A 20,312-nucleotide genomic window follows, 5' to 3' on the forward strand; every position below is an offset into this window, starting at 1 on the left:
GGTCACGGTGACGCAGAGGAGGTCAGGTGTCGACACCGGTGCAAGCACCAGCCGGTCAGCAGCCCGCGGAGTCCGCGGGACGCCGGGCGATCTGGTTGTCCATCGCCGCGCTGGCGATGACGATCATGCTGCCCGCGGCGGGCCTGGTTCTGGCGGTGTTCGCGCTCGTGGCGGGGATTCGCGCACTCCCGCTGCTGCGAAACGCGGGCAAGCCCACAGGCGCGGCAGCGGGCGGCATCGCCGTCTCGACCGTCGCACTGCTGCTGTCGGCCGGAGCCACGGCCATGCAGCTCTATCTGATGGACGAGCACTCCGCCTACCAGGAATGCCTGAAGGGCGCGGGCACCGTGTCCTCCCAGGGAGAGTGCTACGTGCAGTTCAGGGAGGCGGCGGAGAAGAAGCTGCCCTCCGACGTGCTGGAGATCCTGGGCACGACGCCCTAGTCGCGGTCCCAGGCGTAGGGGTCGACGTAGATGACGTGGCCGCCCCGGTCGTCCGACTCGTCCACGATGTCCTGACGCGCCGGCGCCGCCTGGTCCATCGGCGGGCGCGGGCGCGCCTGCGAGAGCGTCTCGGCCGCGGCCGAGGCGTGCTCGTCCTGCCAGTCGTCACGGATGACCGGGATCGGCTGGGTGTCGGCCTCCGTGGCGTCCATCCAGTGACCGGGCAGCGGGCGGACGTCGGCCTCGGCCAGCCCCACCTTGCTCGCCGCCCGGGCGATCGCCGCCCCCGCCTTGCGCACCGGCGCCGCCGCCTTGTCCAGCGGCGCGCGGGCCTTGCGGTTGAGCAGCAGCAGGTTCGTCACCCCGGCGGAGATGCCCGCCGCCACGCCGACCTCCAGCGCGACCGACAGCGCCACCTCCCACGGCGACGGCCCGACGGCCGTCAGCCGGCCGCCGCCGATCGGGCCCCCGGACAGCGCCGCCAGCAGCCCCGCCACCAGCCCGGACGTGACGCCCGTCAGGAAACCCCACAGCGGCGCGGCCTCGTACGCGGGAGAAGGCGACATCCTGGCCACGACCACGCCCGCCACCGCGCCCGCCGCGAACGGCAGCGCGATCACCGCCATCATCCACGCGGGCACCGGCCCGCTCTCCGGCAGCGCGCCCAGCAGCGGCAGGCTCGGCACCGTGCCGAGCTGCACGCCCGTGGGCGCCACCAGCGTGTCGGCGCCGATCGCGAAGCCCGGCCCGGCGATGTACGACGACGCCCAGATGACCACGTTGAACAGGTAGAGCGCCTGCACCAGCAGGAGCAGCAGCCCGCCCACGACCCCCGGCGACAGCACGTTCGACAGCTCGCGCACCTGGTCGAAGTTGAGCGCCACGGCGACCAGCACCAGGCCCAGCCCGAACAGCACGAGCAGCGCCGTGGCCACCGCCGTGCCGACCGTCAGCGCCCGCACCCGCTCCGGCAGCAACCGCAGCATCGCCCGCCACGGCCCGATCGTCCGCGCCGTCGCCACCGCGCCCACCACGAACGCCAGCAGGAAGTGGCTCAGCAGCGCCTCGCCGATGAACGGCTGGGTGATCTCGTTGCTGGTGACGAGCGCGATCAGACCCGCCAGCAGCGCGTACGGGGCCGCCAGCGACACACCGGCCTGCGCCACCAGCAGCAGCTGGGCGCGGCGCCGGGCCGCGGCCTTCTCGCGCGGGCTGTTCTTCGGCAGCCGCGCCGGCAGCCGCAGCCGCAGGTCGGCGTCGCGGGCCATCCACCGGCCCGCCTTGTACAGCAGCACGGCGGGCAGCACCATCAGGCCGATCGGCAGCAGCCCCACCCGGCCTCCCGGGATGGCGAACCCGGCATGGTGGGCCGCCAGCCAGATCTGCGCCGCCGTGCGGAACACCCCGGGCAGCCCGTCGCCCAGCGTGCCGCGTGGCGCGGCGATCCAGCCGACCAGCGTGAGCGTCGTGAGCACGGCCAGCCCGACGCCCAGCGTGCACGCGGCGGCCAGCATCCCGGACACAGGCAGTGGCCGGCGCGTCTCGTCATCGTCACTCGAGACCCCGGGGAGCTTGCCGAGAACCGACCGGGGGGCGGTCCGCAGCTGGTCGAGTATCGCCGTCACAACAAGCGATTTTCTCAATCTTTCCCGACCAGCGCTTGGTTGACGCGCCGCCCCCGCCCAGTTTGTGCGCCGTTTCAAGATCAATAGTCGTCGAGGGCAAGATCAAGAGACCCCAAAGCCCCGGACAGGGCGGCCGGGGCGCACTCGCGGGCCCAACCGGCCGGCGTGTCACCGACCGGCCGTGAGCGCTCCCGGGCGGCGCCCAGGAAAAGCGGAAGCCCCGCGCTCAACCGCGCGGGGCTTCGGCCGTGAAAGCAGTTCAGCGGGACTGCATGATCTCCCGCATCAGCCGAGCGGTCTCGGAGGGGGTCTTGCCGACGCGGACGCCGACCTTCTCCAGGGCCTCCTTCTTGGCCTGGGCGGTGCCCGCGGAGCCGGACACGATGGCGCCCGCGTGGCCCATGGTCTTGCCCTCGGGGGCGGTGAAGCCCGCGACGTAGGCGACGACCGGCTTGGTGACATGCTCCTCGATGTAGGCCGCCGCGCGCTCCTCGGCGTCGCCGCCGATCTCGCCGATCATGACGATCGCGTCGGTGCCCGGGTCCTCCTGGAACGCCTGGAGGGCGTCGATGTGGGTGGTCCCGATGACCGGGTCGCCGCCGATGCCCACGGCCGTGGAGAAGCCGAAGTCACGCAGCTCGTACATGAGCTGGTAGGTCAGCGTGCCGGACTTGGACACCAGTCCGATGCGGCCCGAGGTGGTGATGTCGGCCGGGATGATGCCGGCGTTGGAGGCGCCGGGCGAGGCGATGCCGGGGCAGTTGGGGCCGATGATGCGGGTCTTGTTGCCCTTGGCGACCGCGTACGCCCAGAACTCGGTGGAGTCGTGGACCGGCACGCCCTCGGTGATGACGACGCAGAGCGGGATCTCGGCGTCGATGGCCTCCTTGACGGCGTCCTTGGTGAACGCCGGGGGCACGAAGACGACCGACACGTCGGCGCGGGTCTTCTCGATGGCCTCCTTGACCGTGCCGAACACTGGCAGGCCCTCGTGCGTGGTGCCGGCCTTGCGGGCGTTGACGCCGCCCACGACGCGGGCGCCGGAGGCGAGCATGCGGCGGGTGTGCTTGGTGCCCTCGCCGCCGGTCATGCCCTGAACGATGATCTTGCTGTTCTCGGTCAGCCAGATAGCCATGTGTCACACACCTGCCGCAGCGAGCTCGGCGGCCCGCTTGGCCGCGTCGTCCATCGTGTCTACCAGCTCGACGCGCGGGAGTGCGGCGTCGGCCAGGATCTGCCGCCCGAGCTGGGCGTTGTTGCCGTCGAGTCGGACCACCAGCGGGTGCGTGACGGCCTCGCCGCGGCTTTCGAGGAGCTTGAACGCCGACACGATGCCGTTGGCGACGGCGTCGCAGGCGGTGATGCCGCCGAAGACGTTCACGAAGATCGACTTGACCGACGGGTCGGACATGATGATCTCCAGGCCGGCCGCCATGACCTCGGCGGACGCGCCGCCGCCGATGTCGAGGAAGTTGGCCGGGGACGGCTTGCCCGGGAACGCCTCACCGGCGTAGGCGACCACGTCGAGCGTGGACATGACCAGGCCGGCGCCGTTGCCGATGATGCCGACGTCGCCGTCGAGCTTGACGTAGTTGAGGTCCTTCTCCTTGGCCTTGGCCTCCAGGGGGTCCTCGGCCGCCTTGTCGGCGAAGGCCTCGTGGTCGGCCTGGCGGAAGGTGGCGTTGTCGTCGAGCGTGACCTTGCCGTCGAGCGCCTTCACCTGCCCGTCGGCCGCGAGGATCATCGGGTTGACCTCGACCAGCGTGGCGTCCTCGTCGACGAACGCGCACCAGAGCTTCTCGATGAGCTCGGCGGCGCCGTCGAGGGCCTTCTCCGGCAGGCCGCCGGCGATCGCGATGTCGCGGGCCTTGGCCCGGTCGACACCGGTCAGCGCCGAGACGGGCACCTTGGCGACCTTCTCGGGCGTGCTGTGGGCGACCTCCTCGATGTCCATGCCACCCGCGGCCGAGCAGATCGCGAGGAAGGTGCGGTTGGCGCGGTCGAGCAGGAACGAGAAGTAGTACTCCTCCGCGATCGCGCTGGCCTCCTCCACGAGCACCTTGTGGACCGTGTGGCCCTTGATGTCCATGCCGAGGATCGCGCCGGCCTTCTCGACGGCGTCGGCGGCGTCGTCGGCCACCTTCACGCCGCCGGCCTTACCGCGCCCGCCGGTCTTTACCTGGGCCTTGACGACGACACGGCCGGTCAGCTGCTCCGCTGCCGCCCGCACTTCCTCCACGGTGTGGGCGACGATGCCGCGAGGCACCGGGATGCCGTAGTCCGCGAAGAGCTCCTTCGCCTGATGTTCGAACAGGTCCACGAGGGTCCGTCCTTGCTCATTTCCGACTGATGTTCGACGGCCCGGTCCACCCCGTGCGTGCCGGGCGTTTTCCGCCAGTGAAGCCTAGCCCCAACCTTGACCTGACCAGGTCATCGGGTAGCAGATATCCCGCGATGTGACGGTGATCTCACTTCCCCGATGCGCACGCTGCACGGAAAGTGCACCGATTCGACGTTAATAACCAGTTTCGCCGAGATATACCTGTGATCTTCAATTGACATGATCCATACCCCTCAATAACTCGACGTCAAAGGATCGCAATGAAGCGAATCATTGCCGGGCTGGCCGTGGCCGCCATGTCGACGCTGGTCACGGCGGCACCAGCGCAGGCCGCGCCCGTCAACCCGGTCAAGGCGCTGCAGAAGCAGCTCAAGCCGGGCCACGGCGTTCGGGTTTCAGAAACGAACCGGACGTTCACCGACGGTAAAGAGACCAGAAGCGGCAAGACCACCGGCGTGCTCGAATTCGGCAAGTCCGGAGTGGTCGCCTCCGACCTCACGACCCGCGTCAAGATCCCGAAGGGCGCCTCGGCGGAGATGGCCGAGATGCTGCGCGGCATCTCCAACTCGCGCGCCATCAGCGTCGGCGGCGACACCTACATGCAGGGCGGGCTCTTCAGCGAGGAGCTGCCCGAGGGCAAGAAGTGGGTGCGCTACGAGGGCGTCCAGGCCATGGGCACCGAGCAGGTCATCGACGTCTTCGACGCCAAGCTGCTCAAGGCCCTGGTCGCCAAGGCCAAGGTCGTCAAGGGCGACTACGCCGGCTCGCTGACGGCCAAGGAGCTGGGCAAGCTCACCGGCGCCAAGATCACCGGCAACGTCGGCAAGATCAAGATCTCCTACCTGCTGGACGTCGACGCCAAGGGCCTGATCAAGCGCGTGGTCAGCGACTACACGCTGGACTTCGGCCTGCTCGGCAAGACCAGGGCCGTCACCGAGAGCCGCTACACGGGCTGGGGCGGCAAGGTCAAGGTCGTCGCGCCGCCGGAGTCGCAGTGGGTCGACCTCCTCGACCTGGGCAAGGACACCGAGCTGCCGTCGGAGCTGCCCGGCAAGGGCCTCCACTCGCTGGACCAGCGGTAAACCGCGTGAAGGGCCTCATCACCGGCGTCGCGCTGGCCTCGGCCGCCGCGCTCGCCGTGGCCGCCCCCGCGCAGGCGGCGCCCAAGGACCCCCTCGCGGCGGTCAAGAAGCAGCTCGTCGCGGGCAAGGGCGTCAGCTTCACCGAAGCCACCACGTACGTGCGCGACGACGGCCCCGAGCCGTACCTGAAGCGCACGGGCCGCTTCATGTTCGGCAAGGGCAAGGTGGCCGCGACCGACATGGCGTCCACGTATCCGAAGGAGACCCTCCAGCGAGGGCTGGACTCCTTCCAGAACGATCGGACGATCCTGATCGGCAAGTCCGCCTACCTGTCCGGCCGCTACTACGACAAGCAGCTGCCGGAGGGGGAAGAAGTGGCTCAAGACCGACAGCGCGGCGCTGAGCAACAACTGGGCCCAGCCGATCAACCCGGCCGAGCCCGCCACGCTGAAGAAGCTGCTGGCCAAGGCCAAGCGCACGGCGGGCGGCTACCAGGGCACGATCACGTTCGACGAGCTGGGCAAGGTCTCGCCCTGGTTCAACCAGAGCGTCCCGCTGTGGCGCGCGGGCGCGACCGAGGTGACCTGGAAGCTCACCGTCGGCCCTGACGGCCTGCCGAAGCGGCTCGTCACGTCCTACCCGGCCGGCGGGATGGTCAGGGGCATGCTCGGCACGCTCAGGATGGACACCACGTACCGAGGCTGGGGCGCCAAGGTGTCGATCAAGGCTCCGCCCGCCGGCACGGTCGCGGCGGAGTGACGTCCGGCGGGCCCTTCCCGAGAGGGCCCGCCCGTACCCCTCACCAGAAATGGCACCCTCATGAGAACCCTCATCACCGGCGTCGTGCTGGCCTCGGCCGCCGCGCTCGCCGTGGCCGCCCCCGCGCAGGCGGCGCCCAAGGACCCCCTCGCGGCGGTCAAGAAGCAGCTCGTCGCGGGCAAGGGCGTCAGCTTCACCGACACCACCACGCTCGTACGCGAGGACGGCTCCGAGCCGTTCATGAAGCGCAAGGGCCGGTTCATGTTCGGCAAGGGCAAGATCGCGGCAGCCGACCTGGCGGCGACGTACCAGGTCAAGGAAGGCGAGTCCGTCTTCAAGAACGACCGCACGATCATCGTCGGCAAGACGGCGTACGTGTCGGGCGGGATCTACCGCGAGAACCTGCCGAAGGGCAAGACCTGGCGCAAGTCCGACCACACCGGGTCGAGCAGCTGGTTCTCCCAGCCGATCAACCCGGTCGAGCCCGCCACGCTGAAGAAGCTGCTGGCCAAGGCCGAGCGCACGTCGAACGGCTACCAGGGCACGATCACGTTCGACCAGCTGAAGAAGGTGTCGCCGTGGTTCCGCATGAGCGTCCCGCTCTACATGGAGCCCAAGACCGAGGTCGACTGGCGGCTCACGGTCAGCCGTAGCGGCGTTCCGCAGCGGCTGGTCTCCTCCTACGACGCCGAGGGGCTCATCGGCTGGCAGGGGGTCACGGTCAAGAACGACACCACCTACAGGGGCTGGGGCGCGAAGGTGACGATCAAGGCGCCGCCCGCCGGCAAGGTCGCTCCCAAGTCCAAGGACTGAGACCCGCCGGGCCCTGCACGAACGATTACAGGAATCGAGAGGAATCTGCATGAAGCGCATCATCACCGGCCTGGCATTGGCGTCGGCCGCCGCCCTCGTGACGGCGACGCCCGCCCAGGCCGCTGCGCCCAAGAACCCGGTGACGGCGGTCAAGAAGCACGTCGCCCCGGGCAAGGGCGTGAAGTTCACCGAGCGCACCACCGTGATCGAGGACGGCCAGCGCGCCGTCTTCCTCAGGCGTCACGGCAGCTTCGCGTTCGGCCGGTCGGGCATCGCCGCGTCCGACATCACCGGCAAGCTGGCCATCAACGCCAGTGACCTGGACGCCGAGGAGGACTCGCTGATCGCGGCGATGACCAAGTCGGAGCGCACGATCAGGATCGGCACCACGTCCTACCTGTCGGGCGGCATCTGGTCGACCGTGCTGCCGGAGGGCGAGACCTGGTACAAGGCCCCGAACGGCCCGCCCGCGGGCATTCTGGGCGTGCTGGGCCAGCCCGTGAACATCGCGGAGCCGGCCACGCTCAAGGCGCTGTTCAAGAACGCCAAGGCGACCTCGGGCGGCTACACCGGCAAGATCACCGTCGGTGAGCTGCGCAAGGCGTCGGCGTGGTTCCGCGCTTCCAGGATGGGGGCGAAGGACACGGCCAAGACGCTGAAGACGCCGATCAACTGGCGGCTCACCGTGGACGCCAAGGGCCTGCCCACGCGCCTGGTGACGACGTTCTCGGCGGTCGCGCTGGCCATGGACAGCGGGAGCCTGAGCGTCGACACCCGCTTCACCGGCTGGGGCGGCAAGCTGACGATCAAGGCGCCGACGGCCGACCAGGTCACCACCGACCTGGAGGAGGGCGGCGAGGAGACCGTCGAGGAGTTCGGCAAGCTCAACGGCATCGCCACCAAGTAGGTCCTGAGGCCGGCCGTGGCGCCGCCACGGCCGGCCACCGGAATGTACAAAATTGAACCGTTATGACATCGTGACGCCTTCCTGGACGGCGAAACACGAGCCTCAGCTGTCACACGTAGCGAACGCGTCAAGCACATAGTCCAGGAGTACGACCTGTGAAGCTCTTCCCCCGGATGCCGGCCGTGACCGCCCTGGTCGCCGCGGCCCTCTGCGTGGCGCCGACGGTGCCCGCCCAGGCCGCCGCGCCGAAGAAGGTCAAGCTCGGCATCGCCGACATCACCCCGCTCGGCGAGAAGTCGGAGAAGGTGGGCGTCGGCTTCCCCATCATCGTGACCTTCGACCGCAAGGTGCGCGACCGCGCGGCGGCCGAGTCGGTGCTGCGGGTCGAGGCCGACAAGCCCGTCGAGGGCGCCTGGCGGTGGATCGCCGACAACAAGGTCGTCTACCGCACCAAGACCTACTGGAAGCCCAACCAGAAGGTGCTCTTCAAGGCCCTGCTCAGCGAGATCCCGGGCAACCAGGCGGCCAGGAACGTCAGCCGCCGCTTCGCCGTCGGCGCGCAGAACATCTCCGTCGTCGACACCCGCAAGCACGTGATGAAGGTCTACCGCAACGGCAGGCTGGCCAAGAAGATCCCGATCAGCGCCGGCCGGGGCGGGCTGATCAGGAACGGCGTCGACATCTACCTGACCACCAGCGGCGTCCACCTGACCATGGGCAAGAAGGCCGTGGAGACCATGACCTCGTCGTGGATGGGCGTGACCGACCCCAAGGACCCGCGCTACTACAAGGAGCAGATCCCGTGGGCGGTCCGCATCTCCGACAGCGGCGAGTACGTCCACCAGAGCTACGGCGACTACCAGTTCCTCGGCCGCTCCAACCAGAGCCACGGCTGCGTGCGCGCCACCCCGGCCGGGGCCAAGTGGTTCTACGACATCGCCCAGCGCGGTGACGTCGTGAAGATCACCGGCACCAAGCGCAAGCTCGACTGGCGCAACGGCTGGAGCTACTGGCAGCTCAACTGGACCCAGTGGAAGCAGGGCAGCGCCCTCTGACCGTCTCGGCTAGAGCTTCTCCAGCGGCGCGTAGGCCAGCAGCAGCGTCTTCTCGCCGCCGGAGCCGAAGTCGATCTTGACCTTGGTCTTGTCGCCCACCCCGTCGACCGTCACCACCGTGCCGAGCCCGAAGGCGTCGTGCGTGACCCGGTCGCCGGGGTTGAGCGTCGGGACCGCGCGCCCGCCGCTCTTCTTCGGCGCGGCGGCGGGCGTGGGCTCACGGCGCGTGGCCGCGCTCCACGCCGACTTGCTCGGATCCGTACGCCACTCGATGAGCGTGCCCGGCACCTCGCTGACGAAGCGGGAGGCCGGGTTGAACGACGGCGCCCCCCACGAGCTGCGCACGGCGGCGCGGGTGATGTAAAGGCGCTGCTGGGCCCGGGTGATGCCGACGTAGGCCAGGCGGCGCTCCTCCTCCAGCTCCTTCGGCTCGCCGAGTGAGCGGATGTGCGGGAAGACGCCGTCCTCCATCGCCGTCAGGAACACCACGGGGAACTCCAGGCCCTTGGCCGTGTGCAGGGTCATGAGCGTCACGACGCCCTGCCCGCCGTCGGCGTCGGGGATCTGGTCGGCGTCGGCCACCAGCGACACCTGCTCCAGGAACTCCACCAGCGTGCCCTCCGGGTTGGCCTCCTCGAACTCGGAGGCCACGGAGATGAGCTCGTTGAGGTTCTCCAGCCGCGACTCGTCCTGCGGGTCTTCGGACGCCTCCAGCTCGGCGCGGTAGCCGGTGGCCACCAGCACCTCCTCGGCCAGCGCCGACGGCGGCATGCCCTCGCCCTTGACGATCAGCTCCTCGACGAGCGCGACGAACTCCCTGATCGCGTTGAGTGAGCGGGTCGCCATGCCCGGCGCCTCGTCGGCCCGCCGCAGCGCGTCCCAGAACGGGATCCGCTCGCGGGCCGCGAACGCCTCGACCATGGCCTCGGCCCGATCGCCGATGCCGCGCTTGGGCACGTTGAGGATGCGCCGCAGCGACACCACGTCGAGCGGGTTGGCCAGCAGCCGCAGGTAGGCCAGCAGGTCCTTGACCTCCTTGCGCTCGTAGAAGCGCACGCCGCCGACGACCTTGTAGGGCAGGCCGGTGCGGATGAAGATCTCCTCGAACACGCGGGAGGCGGCGTTGGTGCGGTAGAAGACCGCGACGTCACCGGCCTTGACGCCCTCCTCGTCGCTGAGCCGGTCGACCTCCTGGGCGACGAAGACGGCCTCGTCGTGCTCGTTGTCGGCCACGTAACCGACGATCTTGGGGCCGTCGCCCTGGTCGGACCAGAGGTTCTTGGGCTTGCGCGACTCGTTGCGCGAGATGACCGCGTTGGCGGCGGCCAGGATGTTCTGGGTGGAGCGGTAGTTCTGCTCCAGCAGGATGGTGCGCGCGTTCGGATAGTCGCGCTCGAACTCCAGGATGTTGCGGATCGTCGCGCCGCGGAAGGCGTAGATCGACTGGTCGGCGTCGCCGACCACGCACAGCTCGGACATGTCGGCCCCGGCCCGCACCACGTCGCCGTCGGCCGTGCGCACCTCGGGGTGGCCGACCAGCTCCCTGATCAGGATGTACTGGGCGTGGTTGGTGTCCTGGTACTCGTCGACGAGCACGTGGCGGAAGCGCATCCGGTAGTGCTCGGCCACCTCGGGGAAGAGCTGGAAGAGCGTCACCGTGTTCATGATGATGTCGTCGAAGTCCATCGCGCCGGCCTCGGTGAGCTTGAGCTGGTAGCTCTTGTAGGCCTGGGCGAGCGTCTTCTCCAGGTGGGAGCCGGCGCGCTCGATCGCGGTCTCGTAGTCGATCAGCTCGTTCTTGAAGTTGCTGACCTGGGCGGAGAACGAGCGGGGCGGATAGCGCTTGGGGTCGAGCTCCATCTCGCGGCAGACCATGGCCATGAGGCGCTGGGAGTCGGCCTGGTCGTAGATGGAGAAGCTGGAGGGGAAGCCGAGCCGCTTGGCCTCGCGCCGCAGGATGCGCATGCACGCGCTGTGGAAGGTCATCACCCACATCGCCCGCGAGCGCGGCCCGACGAGCTTGTCGATGCGCTCCTTCATCTCCTTGGCGGCCTTGTTGGTGAAGGTGATCGCCAGGATCTCGCCTGGATGGACGTCGCGCTCGGCCAGCAGGTAGGCGATGCGGTGGGTGAGCACCCGCGTCTTTCCCGATCCCGCCCCCGCCACGATCAGCAGGGGGCTGCCATGGTGGATCACGGCCTCGCGCTGCTGCGGGTTGAGGCCATCGAGCAAGGGGTGGTCAACAGAGACGTGGGTCGGCACCCACCTAGGTTAAGACGCGCCACCGACAATCGGCGCACGGAATGCGGGTAGCCGGGCTTCGGTTGTCCCGTACGACGATCAGAAAGGGGACCGCATGCTGGCCGAGAACGAGATCGACCGGATCCTCGTCGTGTCCGCGCATCCGGACGACGCCGACTTCGGGGCCGCCGGGACCGTGGCGCTGTTCGCCGACGCCGGGGTGGAGGTCACGTACCTGCTGGTCACCGACGGTGACGCGGGCGGCAACGAGCGCACGCTGGACAACTCGGGCATGGCCGAGCTCCGCCGCACGGAGCAGACGGCGGCGGCCAAGTGCGTCGGCGTCACGGACCTGCGCTTTCTCGGTTATGCCGACGGCACCGTGGTGCCGTCGCTGGAGCTGCGCCGCGACATCGCCCGCGTCATCAGGCAGGTGCGGCCCGACCTGGTCATCACGCATCACCCCGACCGCAACTACCAGTTCGTCGCGCCGAGCCACCCCGACCATCGCGCGGTCGGCGGCGCCACGCTGGACGCCGTCTACCCCGACGCCCGCAACCCGTACGCCTTCCCCGAGCTGTTCACCGAGGAGGGCCTGGAGGCGTGGACGGTGCGCGAGGTGTGGCTGACGGGCGGCTCCACGCCCAACCACTACGTGGACATCACGGCCACCGTCGAGCGCAAGCTGGCGGCGCTGCAGTCGCACGTGAGCCAGGTGGCGCACGTCGAGGGGTTCGCCGACTTCGTGAAGAGCCGCTTCGCCGCCTGGGGGAAGGAGGCGGGGTTCCCCGAGGGGCACTACGCGGAGGGCTTCCAGGTGGTGCCGACGGCGTGACGCCGTAGCCGCAGGTCAGCCCCGGAAATCGGGGCTTACTGTGAGTGCTGCCCGAGGACCTGGTGCGGGCGGTCAACGCGGCGCTGCGCCTGCCGCGCTGAGCCTCACCACCGCTGCCGGGCCTCCTCGGCCCACCCGGTCAGGCCGTCGAGCTCGATCCACGCGCCGTCGTCGGCCTGCGCCCGGCCGCTGAAGTGGCCGAAGCACTGGTGCGTCTCCGACCCGACGACGCCCAGCTCGGTGCGGGCGACCTTCTCGTGGAACGGCGTGAACTCCGCCTCCACCCGCGCCCCGGTGATCCGCCACGGCCGCATCCAGTCGTCGCGGTCGTAGCGCCAGGCCAGCTCTTCGCCGATCTTGTGCAGCCGGCCGTCGACGAACAGCGCGTTCTCCGTCATGCCGGTGCCGTCGGTCCACTTGCCGCCGAGCTGGATCGCCCGCCCGGGCGCGCTGCCCGCCGCCCAGTTCCACACCACCGAGTACGGCCAGCGCCCCCGGCCGTGGTCGAGCACCGCGAACGAGTCCTGCTCGCGCACCTCGTACTCGCCGGAGACCAGCCGCAGCCGCCCCCGCACCGGCCTGCCCACGTCCTTGAGCGTGTACTGGAACCGCGTGGGGCTCCACGGCACCACCACGCCCAGCGCCTCGTGCCCGTCGGGCAGCGGGATCTCCAGGTCGACCTCGATGCCCGGGGCCACGCCGCGCAGCGAGGTGCCGTCGGGCCGCTGGCGGATGTCGATCCGCAGCGCCGCCGCCCGCGCCGACGCGGCGCCCTCGCCGCTGCGCTCCGGCATGGCGGTGTTGCGGGCCAGCGGCACCACCACGTCCCTGGCCGTCTCCTGGCCGGTGGCCCGGTCGAGCACGTACAGGCCGTGCACGCCCGCGTAGTCGAGCGAGGAGGCGACCACGCCGATCACGTGAGTGGGAGTGACGATCCCCCAGTATTCCCAGCGTTTGGTGCGCCCCCAGCCGCGCAGGTTGGCCCGGTGGAGCGGCCGCCGGGTCCAGCCGACCGCCGCCGGGTCGAGCCGACCGTCCGGCAGGCACAGGTCGATGGGAGCCGTGATCTCCCGCTCATGCGTCACCATGAGCGAAGGGTAGCGAGCCCTGATCTCCGTAACCTGTGCGGTGGGCCGCGAGGCGGGCGAACAGGTAGCCCAGCGAGTTGGTCGCCAGGTGCAGCATGGCGGGGGCGAGCAGGCCGTTGTGCCGCCGCAGCTCGCTGAACAGCACCCCGGCCACGGCCGTCGACAGCACGCTGCCCGCCACCACCCGGGCGGTGTCGAGGTGGGCGGGCGACTCCCCTGCGGCGAGCGCGCCGAGCGCCGGGTTGGCGCGGGCCATGTCGATCGCGGGCAGGATGTGCCAGAGCCCGAACAGCGCCGACGACACCGCGGTGGCCGTGGCGGTGCCGTGGGAGCGGCGCAGCATCCCGTAGAGGGCGCCGCGGAAGCCGACCTCCTCCAGCAGGACCGTGCCGAACGGCACCTGGACCAGCGCCTCCTCCAGGACGCGGGCGCGGGAGAGCGAGAGCGCCCGCTCATCGTGGAAGAACGGGCGGGTGCGGCGCATGCTGATGCCGGCCGAGTAGACCGCCACGACGGAGGCCGCGAGCGCGCCGCCGACGAGCGCGCCGCGACGGCCGCGCTCGAAGCCGAGCTCCCGCCACGACACGCCGGAGCTGCGGGCCATCGCGACTAACGCGGCCGTCGCGGCGGCCGAGGTGAGCGGCCCCAGCCGTGGCGCGACCTTGTTGTTGAGGACGTTGGCCGCAGCGAGCACGGCGATCGAGCGAAGCAGCACCCTTAGAGGCTACGTGGCGTCAGGAGGCCGCGGAGTTGCGCCAGCCCGCCGGGAAGCGGGTGCGGCGGCGCTCCTCCGGGGTCATGCCGCCCCAGATGCCGTCGGCCTCGCCGGCCTTCAGCGCATAGGAGCGGCACTCGGCCAGGACCTTGCAGGACGCGCAGACGGCCTTGGCCCGCGCCTCCTGGACGGGTGAGGGCGCGAGCGGGAAGAACAGCTCGGGGTCGCTGGACTTGCAGGCGCCCCTGCGCAGCCAGCCGATCTCCTCCAATGGCATGGGCCAACGCTATGCCGCGCGCATGATCGGTCGCATCATCCTCTGGGTTGACACGCGCGTACAACCTCAGCAGGCCCCCACGCCGCGCGTGTAACCCGTGGCGAAGGAGCGCTGGCGCTGTTCTGCGGTGCCGTGGGCGGCCGGGTCGAGCCAGTCGTCGGTGGGGTCGCCGGCGGCGGCCAGGTTGAGCAGCAGTTCGTCCTCGTCGCCCGGCTCGGCCGTCAGCGCGCCGGAGTCGATCAGCGCCTTCAGCGTGCCGCCCGCGTAGCAGTCGGCCTGCAGCTCGGCCTGGATGTTGAGCTGGAACTCGGTGCGGAGCTGCGCCTGCACGGCGTGGCCGAACTCGTGCGGGATGATCAGGTAGACCGAGCCGTCGCCCATCTCGCTCCACAGGCCCGCCATCCAGTCCTGGTCGAAGGCGATGAAGTGGCCGATCGGGCAGTAGAAGGCGTTGGCGGGCACGGCGGGCTCGCCGCCGCAGCTCGGGCCGCCGCCCGCCGAATAGGGGACGAAGCCGGTCACCGGCCTGTAGGTGCGCCCGGCGGCGGCGAACTGCTGCTTCCAGAACTCCTCGGTCAGCGTCCTGGCCCCGAGCACGTCGTCGGCGAAGGAGTCGGCGCCGCGCGTGTCACGGGAGGGCACGTCGAGGACGCCGCAGGCGGTGAGCAGGACGGCGATCAGCGCCAGGGGCAGCAGCCGGCGGGAGGAGGTCACGACGCTCAGACTGCCCAGGTGTGCACCGGATCATTCGTGTGCATGCGCTCGATGTACTCCAGCGTCATCCTGCGCAGCGCCTCGTGCCGGTCGCCGCCGAGCGCCCGCACCTTGTCCACCTGCCAGGTCGCGCCCGTGCGGCCGGTGAGGCAGCGGCCCTCGATGACGTCCAGCAGCCGGCCGGCCACCGCCTCGTCCACGCCGCGCCGGGCCAGCCCCTCGCGGGCCATCGGCAGCAGCCTGCGCAGGATCAGCTCGGCCGCCGGGACCTCCCCCACGCCGGGCCAGTAGAGGCGGGCGTCCAGGCCGTGGCGGGCGGCGGCGGTCAGGTTGTCCTCGGCGGCGGCGAACGACATCCGGCTCCAGATCGGCCGCTCGGCGTGCGGCAGGACGCGCATCAGGCCGTAGTAGAAGGCGGCGTTGGCCGCGATGTCGAGCACCGTCGGCCCGGCGGGCAGCACCCGGTTCTCCACCCGCAGGTGCGGCGTGCCGTCCACCACCGCGTACACCGGCCGGTTCCACCGGTAGACGGTGCCGTTGTGCAGGGTCAGCTCGTGCAGCGCCGGGACGCGGCCCGCCGCCAGCTCCGCGCGCGGGTCCTCCTCCTCGCACAGCGGCAGCAGCGCCGGGTAGTAGCGGACGTTCTCCTCGAACAGGTCGAACACGCTCGTGATCCAGCGTTCGCCGAACCACACGCGCGGCCGCACCCCCTGCGCCTTCAGCTCGTCCGGCCGGGTGTCGGTGGCCTGCTCGAACAGCGCGATCCTGGTCTCGCGGTGCAGCTCCCTGCCGAACAGGTAGGGCGCGTTCGCCGCCACCGCCACCTGCGGGCCCGCGATCGCCTGGGCCGCGTTCCAGTGCGCCGCGAACTCCGCCGGGCTCACCTGGAGGTGCAGTTGCACGCTCGTGCAGGCCGCCTCGGGCGCCAGGCTGTCGGCGTGGGTGTCGAGCCGCTCGACGCCCTCGATGCACAGGTGCAGATCCTCACCCCGGGCGGCGAAGATCTGCTCGTTCAGCAGCCGGTAGCGCGGGTTGGCCGACAGCGTGCCCTCGCCGATGTCCTGCTCGCGCAGCGTCGGCAGGATGCCGATCAGCACCAGGTGCCCGCCCCGCGACCTGGCGCGCTCCTCGGCGTGGTTGAGCCGGGCGCGCACGTCGTCCTCCAGCCGCCGCGCCCCGTCGCCGCCCAGGTCCTGCGGCTCGACGTTGATCTCGACGTTGAACTGGCCCAGCTCCGTGGCCCAGTCGGGCCGCTCGATCGCCGCCAGCACCTCGGCGTTGCGCATGGCCGCCTCGCCGTCGGCGTCCACGATGTTGAGCTCGATCTCCAGCCCGGCCAGCGGCCGGTCGTCCTCGAAGCGCGACTCGCGCAGCAGCTGCGCGAACACGTCGAGGCATCGGCGCACCTTCTCCCGGTACGCCCGCCGGTCCTCCCGGCTGAACACCACCACCGGCACGTCCCTGCCCATACTTGGCAATGTCGCACGCGGCGGGCCGCGACACCAGCGTCGCGGCGGGCTGTCACACCAGGCGGCGCGCCGTCGCCCAGCGGGAGAGCTCGTGACGGTTGGACAGCTGCAGCTTGCGCAGCACCGACGACACGTGCGTCTCGACCGTCTTCACGGAGATGAACAGCTCCTTGGCGATCTCCTTGTACGCGTAGCCGCGCGCGATGAGCCGCAGCACCTCCCGCTCCCGCTGGGTGAGCGAGTCGAGCTCCGGGTCGATGGACGGCGCCTCCGACGAGGCGAAGGCGTCCAGCACGAAGCCCGCCAGCCTCGGCGAGAACACCGCGTCGCCGTCGGCCACCCGCCGAATCGCGTCGGTGAGCTCCCTGCCGCTGATGTTCTTGGTGACGTAACCGCGGGCGCCGCCCCGGATCACGCCGATCACGTCCTCGGCCGCGTCGGAGACCGAGAGGGCGAGGAAACGTACCTGGGAGCCCGCGCCCAGCACCCGGCGCAGCACCTCCTGGCCGCCCCCGCCGGGCATGTGCACGTCCAGGAGCACCACGTCCGGCTGCAGGTCGGCGATCGCCTTGACCGCCGTGTCGACGTCCTCGGCCTCGCCCACGACCTCGATCGAGTCGCCCAGCTCGGCGCGCACCCCCGAGCGGAACAGCCGATGGTCGTCGACGATCAGCACGCGCGTCATGGCTTTTCCACCTTCATGGTCAACATCACTTCCGTGCCCTCACCCGGCTCGGTCCGAACGCGCGCCGTGCCGCCGTGGCGTTCCATTCTGCCGATGATGGACTCCCTGATGCCCATCCGGTCCAGCGGCACCGCATCGAGCTCGAACCCCTTACCGCGATCCTTCACGAAAATCGTCGTCTCTTCACCCTCCACCTCCGCATAGACGGAAATGGACGGACTCTCAGAGTATTTGGCCGCGTTGACCATCGCCTGCCTGGCCGCCTTGAGCATCGCGCCCAGCCTGCCCTGCGCGTCGAGGTCGATGTCGCCCACGCACACCACCTCGATCGGCACGCCGTGCGCGTCCTCCTCCTCGGCCGCGATCCGGCGCACCGCCGCCGCCAGCGTCGCGTCCGCGTCCTGGGCCGGCTGGTAGAGCCAGTTGCGCAGCTCGCGCTCCTGCGAACGGGCCAGCCTGGCCACCTCGCGCGGATCGTGCGCGACCCGCTGGATGAGCGTGAGCGTGTGCAGCACCGAGTCGTGCACCATCGCCGCCACCTCGGCGCGCTCCTCCTGCCGGATGCGCTCGCGCCGTTCGAGCTGCAGCTCCTTCCACAGCCCGGCCAGCCACGGGGCCGCGATCACCGCGAGCCCGCCGACCACCACCGCCGTGAACATCAGCCCCGGCCGCGCCTGCTGGAACTGCCCCTCCACCAGCAGGAACCCGATCGCGCCGACGATCACCAGCAGCACGCCCAGCAGCGTACGCACCCGGTTCTTCCTGATGCTCTGGGTCGCCCCGCTCACCCAGTGCTTACGGCGCTCCGGATCGGCCTGCTGCCACAGGATGATCGTGCCGATGCCGCCCACCGCGAACGGCAGCATGCCGATGCCGCCCTGCGACGCGCCCGTCAGCCAGCCGAACGCCAGCAACGCCACCCCGATCGCGGCGAACGCGGCAAGCTGGCTCCAGTCACGGGCCGGCACCGGGCGGCCCTCGTTCGGCTGCTGCGGCGTGAGCATCCAGAGCACCGCGTACGCGACCACCCCGACCCCCTCCACGACGCTGAGCAGCACGAACATCAGCCTGATCACCACGGGATCGAGCTTGAGCTGCGTGGCGAGCCCGTGGGCGACACCGCTGACGAGACGGCCCTCCAAGGGACGTGTCATCCTGCGATACGGCGCGTCGGCGCCCGGGCCCGGCTCGGCGAGAGTCTTCTGGTCAGCCATAACATCGCCATAGTCACACGTCGCGGGCATCGCGGGCATCAGGGAACAACCCCCGGGTCGGGTCAGGGGTCTCCCCGATGCGACCGCCTTCGCAGGTGAGCGACGATGGTGGCATGACAGAAGCACCGTCCAGGGAACCGGCCGCTCCCCCTGCCACGCTGCGCCGCAGCAACGAGGGACGATTCCTCATGGGAGTGTGCGCCGGCCTGGGCCGGCACACCGGCGTCGACCCGGTCGTGTTCCGGGTCGGCTTCGCGGTGCTGATGTTCGGATCCGGGATCGGGTTCATCCTGTACATCGCGGCGTTCATGCTGATGAAGGAGCCCAACGGGAAGCCGGCGATCATCGAGCAGTGGACCCGCCGCGACTTCGACGCCGACACGGTGCTGGCGCTGCTGACGGCCGTGCTCGCGCTCGGGCTCGTGCTCAACCTCTCCACCGTCTGGCTCGGCGCCGGGACGCTCGTCGTCGGGCTGTTCCTGGCCATCGCCCTGCTGGCCGCGCACACGAGCGGCGTCGACCTGCTGGCGCTGGCCCGCTCCATGCCCGAGCGCCTCAACCGCCGTCCCCGCCCGGACGGCCTCGCCACGTCCGACGACTTCCCCCGCCCGGCCGCCGCCGCTCCCCCGGCGGACGCTCCCTCCGTGAAGAGCGCGCCCGCCGCCGAGGCGGCTCGGGCCGAGGAGGACGTCCCGTCCGAGCAGGAGTCGCCCGCCGCCGAGACGGTACGGGCCGACCTCCCCGAGGAGACGGCCGCGCCGGTCGCCCCCGCTCCGGAGAGCGCGCCCGCCGAGGAGGCTCGGGAGGAGCCCGCGGCGAACACCGAGGAGCGGCGGGCCCGGCGGGATCCGGAGGCGCGGCGGCTGCTGGAGGACGAGGCGCCGTTCGCCAAGACGGCGGCGTACGCGGTGCCGACGGCGGCGCGCCCCAGAGCCGAGCACCCCACGACCGACCCGGGGCGGCGGACGGCGGCGCACCCCGCGTACGGGGAGCCGTTCGCCCCGCACGGCCCGTACGAGTCGCGCTACGGCTCCTACCAGCCGCTCGACCCGGCGCGGCGCGGCGGCGGCTACTCGCCCTACGACCCGGCGCTGTACCGCCGGCCGGTGCCGCGGGAGCGGCGGCCGAAGTCGTACATCGGCGCCATCACCATGGCGCTGGCAACGATCATTGGAGGGATCCTCGTGGCGGTGCAGGCCGCATCACCCTCGGGAGTGCAGCCCACGCTGGTCGCGGGCGCGGTGCTGGTGACCATCGGCGCCGGCCTGCTGATCGCGGCCTGGTGGGGCCGGGGCGCGGGCCTGGTGGCGGCGGGCACCCTGGTGACGCTGCTGATCGGGGTGGGCATGATGTTCGGCGGCCTGCCGGCCAAGGTCGGCGAGTCCGTATGGCATGTGACGAACCCGGCGGAGTCGAACCGGGTGTACGACGCGGGAGTGGGCGACGGCAAGCTGGACCTGTCGGAGCTGCGGCTGGAGCCGGGGGCGAAGGTGACGTTCGACGCGTCGATCGCGGTGGGCGAGCTGGCGGTGGTCGTGCCGCCGACGGCGCGGGTCGAGGTGCACGCGTTCAACCGGATCGGTGACATCAAGGTGGACCAGTCGCTGCGTGGCGGCGTGGACGTCCAGTTCGACAAGGTGCTGGAGCCCGAGGTGGAGCCGGAGGGCAAGGCGCCGACGATCGTACTGAACCTGAAGGGCGGCGTGGGAGACCTGGAGGTGCGCCGTGGCGCGTGATCTCGACAGGCCGCGCAGGCTGCACCGGACCGACTGGATGGCGCTGCTGAGCGGGTCGCTGTTCGTGGTGCTCGGCATCCTGGTGCTGACGGGTTCGATCACGGATTCGCTGGTCCTGCTGCCCGTGATGGTGGTGGGGCTGGCGTTCGCGGGCCTGGTGGCGATCGTGGCGAGGGCGGTTCGCGGTAAGTAACCCTTGACCGGGACATACCCGGGCGTACGTTGGCGTACGACGGAAACTAGAGCAGCCACCCGCATCTACCTGGCGATACGTCACAGCAAATGATCTGTGTTGCGATTTTTGTTGCAATTG

Annotated in this window: 21 protein-coding genes; 10 read left to right on the forward strand and 11 right to left on the reverse strand. The window is 70.6% G+C overall.

Annotation, left to right across the window (positions count from 1 at the left end; all coding sequences use genetic code 11):
• Positions 1–26: 26 nt before the first annotated feature.
• The gene (locus AB0G11_RS06180) at positions 27–443 is read left to right on the forward strand and encodes a hypothetical protein (RefSeq protein WP_308125616.1); all 417 of its coding nucleotides are present in this window, start codon (positions 27–29) and stop codon (positions 441–443) included.
• Here the strand turns inward: AB0G11_RS06180 and AB0G11_RS06185 are convergent.
• From AB0G11_RS06185 to sucC, 3 genes are all read right to left on the reverse strand, one after another.
• Positions 440–1,957, reverse strand: a complete 1,518-nt coding sequence (locus AB0G11_RS06185; RefSeq protein WP_357584330.1) for a DUF6350 family protein — start codon at positions 1,955–1,957, stop codon at positions 440–442. The genes AB0G11_RS06180 and AB0G11_RS06185 overlap by 4 nt on opposite strands.
• Positions 1,958–2,327: 370 nt before the next feature.
• Positions 2,328–3,203 (reverse strand): succinate--CoA ligase subunit alpha, encoded by an 876-nt coding sequence (sucD, locus tag AB0G11_RS06190; protein ID WP_357584297.1) that lies wholly within the window; start codon positions 3,201–3,203, stop codon positions 2,328–2,330.
• Between the two features lie 3 nt (positions 3,204–3,206).
• A complete protein-coding gene (sucC, locus tag AB0G11_RS06195) occupies positions 3,207–4,388 on the reverse strand; it encodes an ADP-forming succinate--CoA ligase subunit beta (RefSeq protein WP_219500628.1) in 1,182 nt (393 codons plus the stop codon).
• Between the two features lie 281 nt (positions 4,389–4,669).
• Here sucC and AB0G11_RS06200 point away from each other — a divergent pair, with 281 nt between their 5' ends.
• From AB0G11_RS06200 to AB0G11_RS06225, 6 genes are all read left to right on the forward strand, one after another.
• Positions 4,670–5,491, forward strand: coding sequence for a hypothetical protein (locus AB0G11_RS06200; protein WP_219500627.1), 822 nt, complete (start codon positions 4,670–4,672; stop codon positions 5,489–5,491).
• Between the two features lie 5 nt (positions 5,492–5,496).
• Entirely contained in the window at positions 5,497–6,099 is a 603-nt protein-coding gene (locus AB0G11_RS06205) for a hypothetical protein (protein ID WP_357584298.1), read from the forward strand.
• The gene (locus AB0G11_RS06210) at positions 6,071–6,250 is read left to right on the forward strand and encodes a hypothetical protein (protein WP_357584300.1); all 180 of its coding nucleotides are present in this window, start codon (positions 6,071–6,073) and stop codon (positions 6,248–6,250) included. Before AB0G11_RS06205 ends, AB0G11_RS06210 begins: the two co-directional genes overlap by 29 nt.
• Positions 6,251–6,310: 60 nt before the next feature.
• Complete coding sequence (locus tag AB0G11_RS06215) at positions 6,311–7,063, forward strand: hypothetical protein (protein ID WP_357584302.1); 753 nt, start codon at positions 6,311–6,313, stop codon at positions 7,061–7,063.
• Positions 7,064–7,112: 49 nt separating this feature from the next.
• The gene (locus tag AB0G11_RS06220) at positions 7,113–7,970 is read left to right on the forward strand and encodes a hypothetical protein (RefSeq protein WP_219500621.1); all 858 of its coding nucleotides are present in this window, start codon (positions 7,113–7,115) and stop codon (positions 7,968–7,970) included.
• Between the two features lie 155 nt (positions 7,971–8,125).
• Positions 8,126–9,025 (forward strand): L,D-transpeptidase, encoded by a 900-nt coding sequence (locus tag AB0G11_RS06225; RefSeq protein WP_357584304.1) that lies wholly within the window; start codon positions 8,126–8,128, stop codon positions 9,023–9,025.
• A 9-nt stretch (positions 9,026–9,034) separates the two neighbouring features.
• Here the strand turns inward: AB0G11_RS06225 and pcrA are convergent, their stop codons facing one another.
• Complete coding sequence (gene pcrA, locus AB0G11_RS06230; RefSeq protein ID WP_219500789.1) at positions 9,035–11,257, reverse strand: DNA helicase PcrA; 2,223 nt, start codon at positions 11,255–11,257, stop codon at positions 9,035–9,037.
• A 124-nt stretch (positions 11,258–11,381) separates the two neighbouring features.
• Between pcrA and AB0G11_RS06235 the strand changes: the two genes are divergently transcribed.
• A complete protein-coding gene (locus AB0G11_RS06235) occupies positions 11,382–12,101 on the forward strand; it encodes a PIG-L deacetylase family protein (protein WP_219500616.1) in 720 nt (239 codons plus the stop codon).
• Between the two features lie 104 nt (positions 12,102–12,205).
• On the opposite strand, the gene AB0G11_RS06240 is transcribed toward AB0G11_RS06235, so the two are convergent.
• From AB0G11_RS06240 to AB0G11_RS06270, 7 genes are all read right to left on the reverse strand, one after another.
• On the reverse strand, positions 12,206–13,189 hold the full coding sequence (locus tag AB0G11_RS06240) for a DUF2804 domain-containing protein (RefSeq protein WP_357584306.1): 984 nt from the start codon (positions 13,187–13,189) through the stop codon (positions 12,206–12,208).
• Positions 13,176–13,904, reverse strand: coding sequence for a CPBP family intramembrane glutamic endopeptidase (locus tag AB0G11_RS06245; RefSeq protein ID WP_357584308.1), 729 nt, complete (start codon positions 13,902–13,904; stop codon positions 13,176–13,178). The genes AB0G11_RS06240 and AB0G11_RS06245 overlap by 14 nt, the downstream gene beginning before the upstream one ends.
• A 19-nt stretch (positions 13,905–13,923) precedes the next feature.
• Entirely contained in the window at positions 13,924–14,181 is a 258-nt protein-coding gene (locus tag AB0G11_RS06250) for a WhiB family transcriptional regulator (protein WP_219500612.1), read from the reverse strand.
• Between the two features lie 66 nt (positions 14,182–14,247).
• A complete protein-coding gene (locus AB0G11_RS06255; RefSeq protein WP_219500611.1) occupies positions 14,248–14,895 on the reverse strand; it encodes a neutral zinc metallopeptidase in 648 nt (215 codons plus the stop codon).
• Between the two features lie 5 nt (positions 14,896–14,900).
• A complete protein-coding gene (locus AB0G11_RS06260; protein WP_357584310.1) occupies positions 14,901–16,364 on the reverse strand; it encodes a glutamate--cysteine ligase in 1,464 nt (487 codons plus the stop codon).
• A gap of 52 nt (positions 16,365–16,416) precedes the next feature.
• A complete protein-coding gene (locus tag AB0G11_RS06265) occupies positions 16,417–17,049 on the reverse strand; it encodes a response regulator transcription factor (RefSeq protein WP_357584312.1) in 633 nt (210 codons plus the stop codon).
• Positions 17,046–18,263 carry a PspC domain-containing protein gene (locus tag AB0G11_RS06270; protein WP_357584314.1) on the reverse strand — a complete coding sequence of 406 codons (1,218 nt, stop codon included), beginning with the start codon at positions 18,261–18,263 and terminating at the stop codon, positions 17,046–17,048. Before AB0G11_RS06270 ends, AB0G11_RS06265 begins: the two co-directional genes overlap by 4 nt.
• Positions 18,264–18,376: 113 nt before the next feature.
• On the opposite strand from AB0G11_RS06270, the gene AB0G11_RS06275 reads away from it, so the two are divergent.
• Positions 18,377–19,999, forward strand: a complete 1,623-nt coding sequence (locus tag AB0G11_RS06275) for a PspC domain-containing protein (RefSeq protein WP_357584316.1) — start codon at positions 18,377–18,379, stop codon at positions 19,997–19,999.
• Positions 19,989–20,192: a hypothetical protein gene (locus AB0G11_RS06280; RefSeq protein ID WP_219500607.1), complete on the forward strand. Its 204-nt coding sequence runs from the start codon at positions 19,989–19,991 to the stop codon at positions 20,190–20,192. Before AB0G11_RS06275 ends, AB0G11_RS06280 begins: the two co-directional genes overlap by 11 nt.
• Positions 20,193–20,312: the final 120 nt, after the last annotated feature.

The sequence above is a fragment of the Nonomuraea sp. NPDC023979 genome, assembly GCF_040639085.1.
GTDB classification, from domain to species: domain Bacteria; phylum Actinomycetota; class Actinomycetes; order Streptosporangiales; family Streptosporangiaceae; genus Nonomuraea; species Nonomuraea ceibae.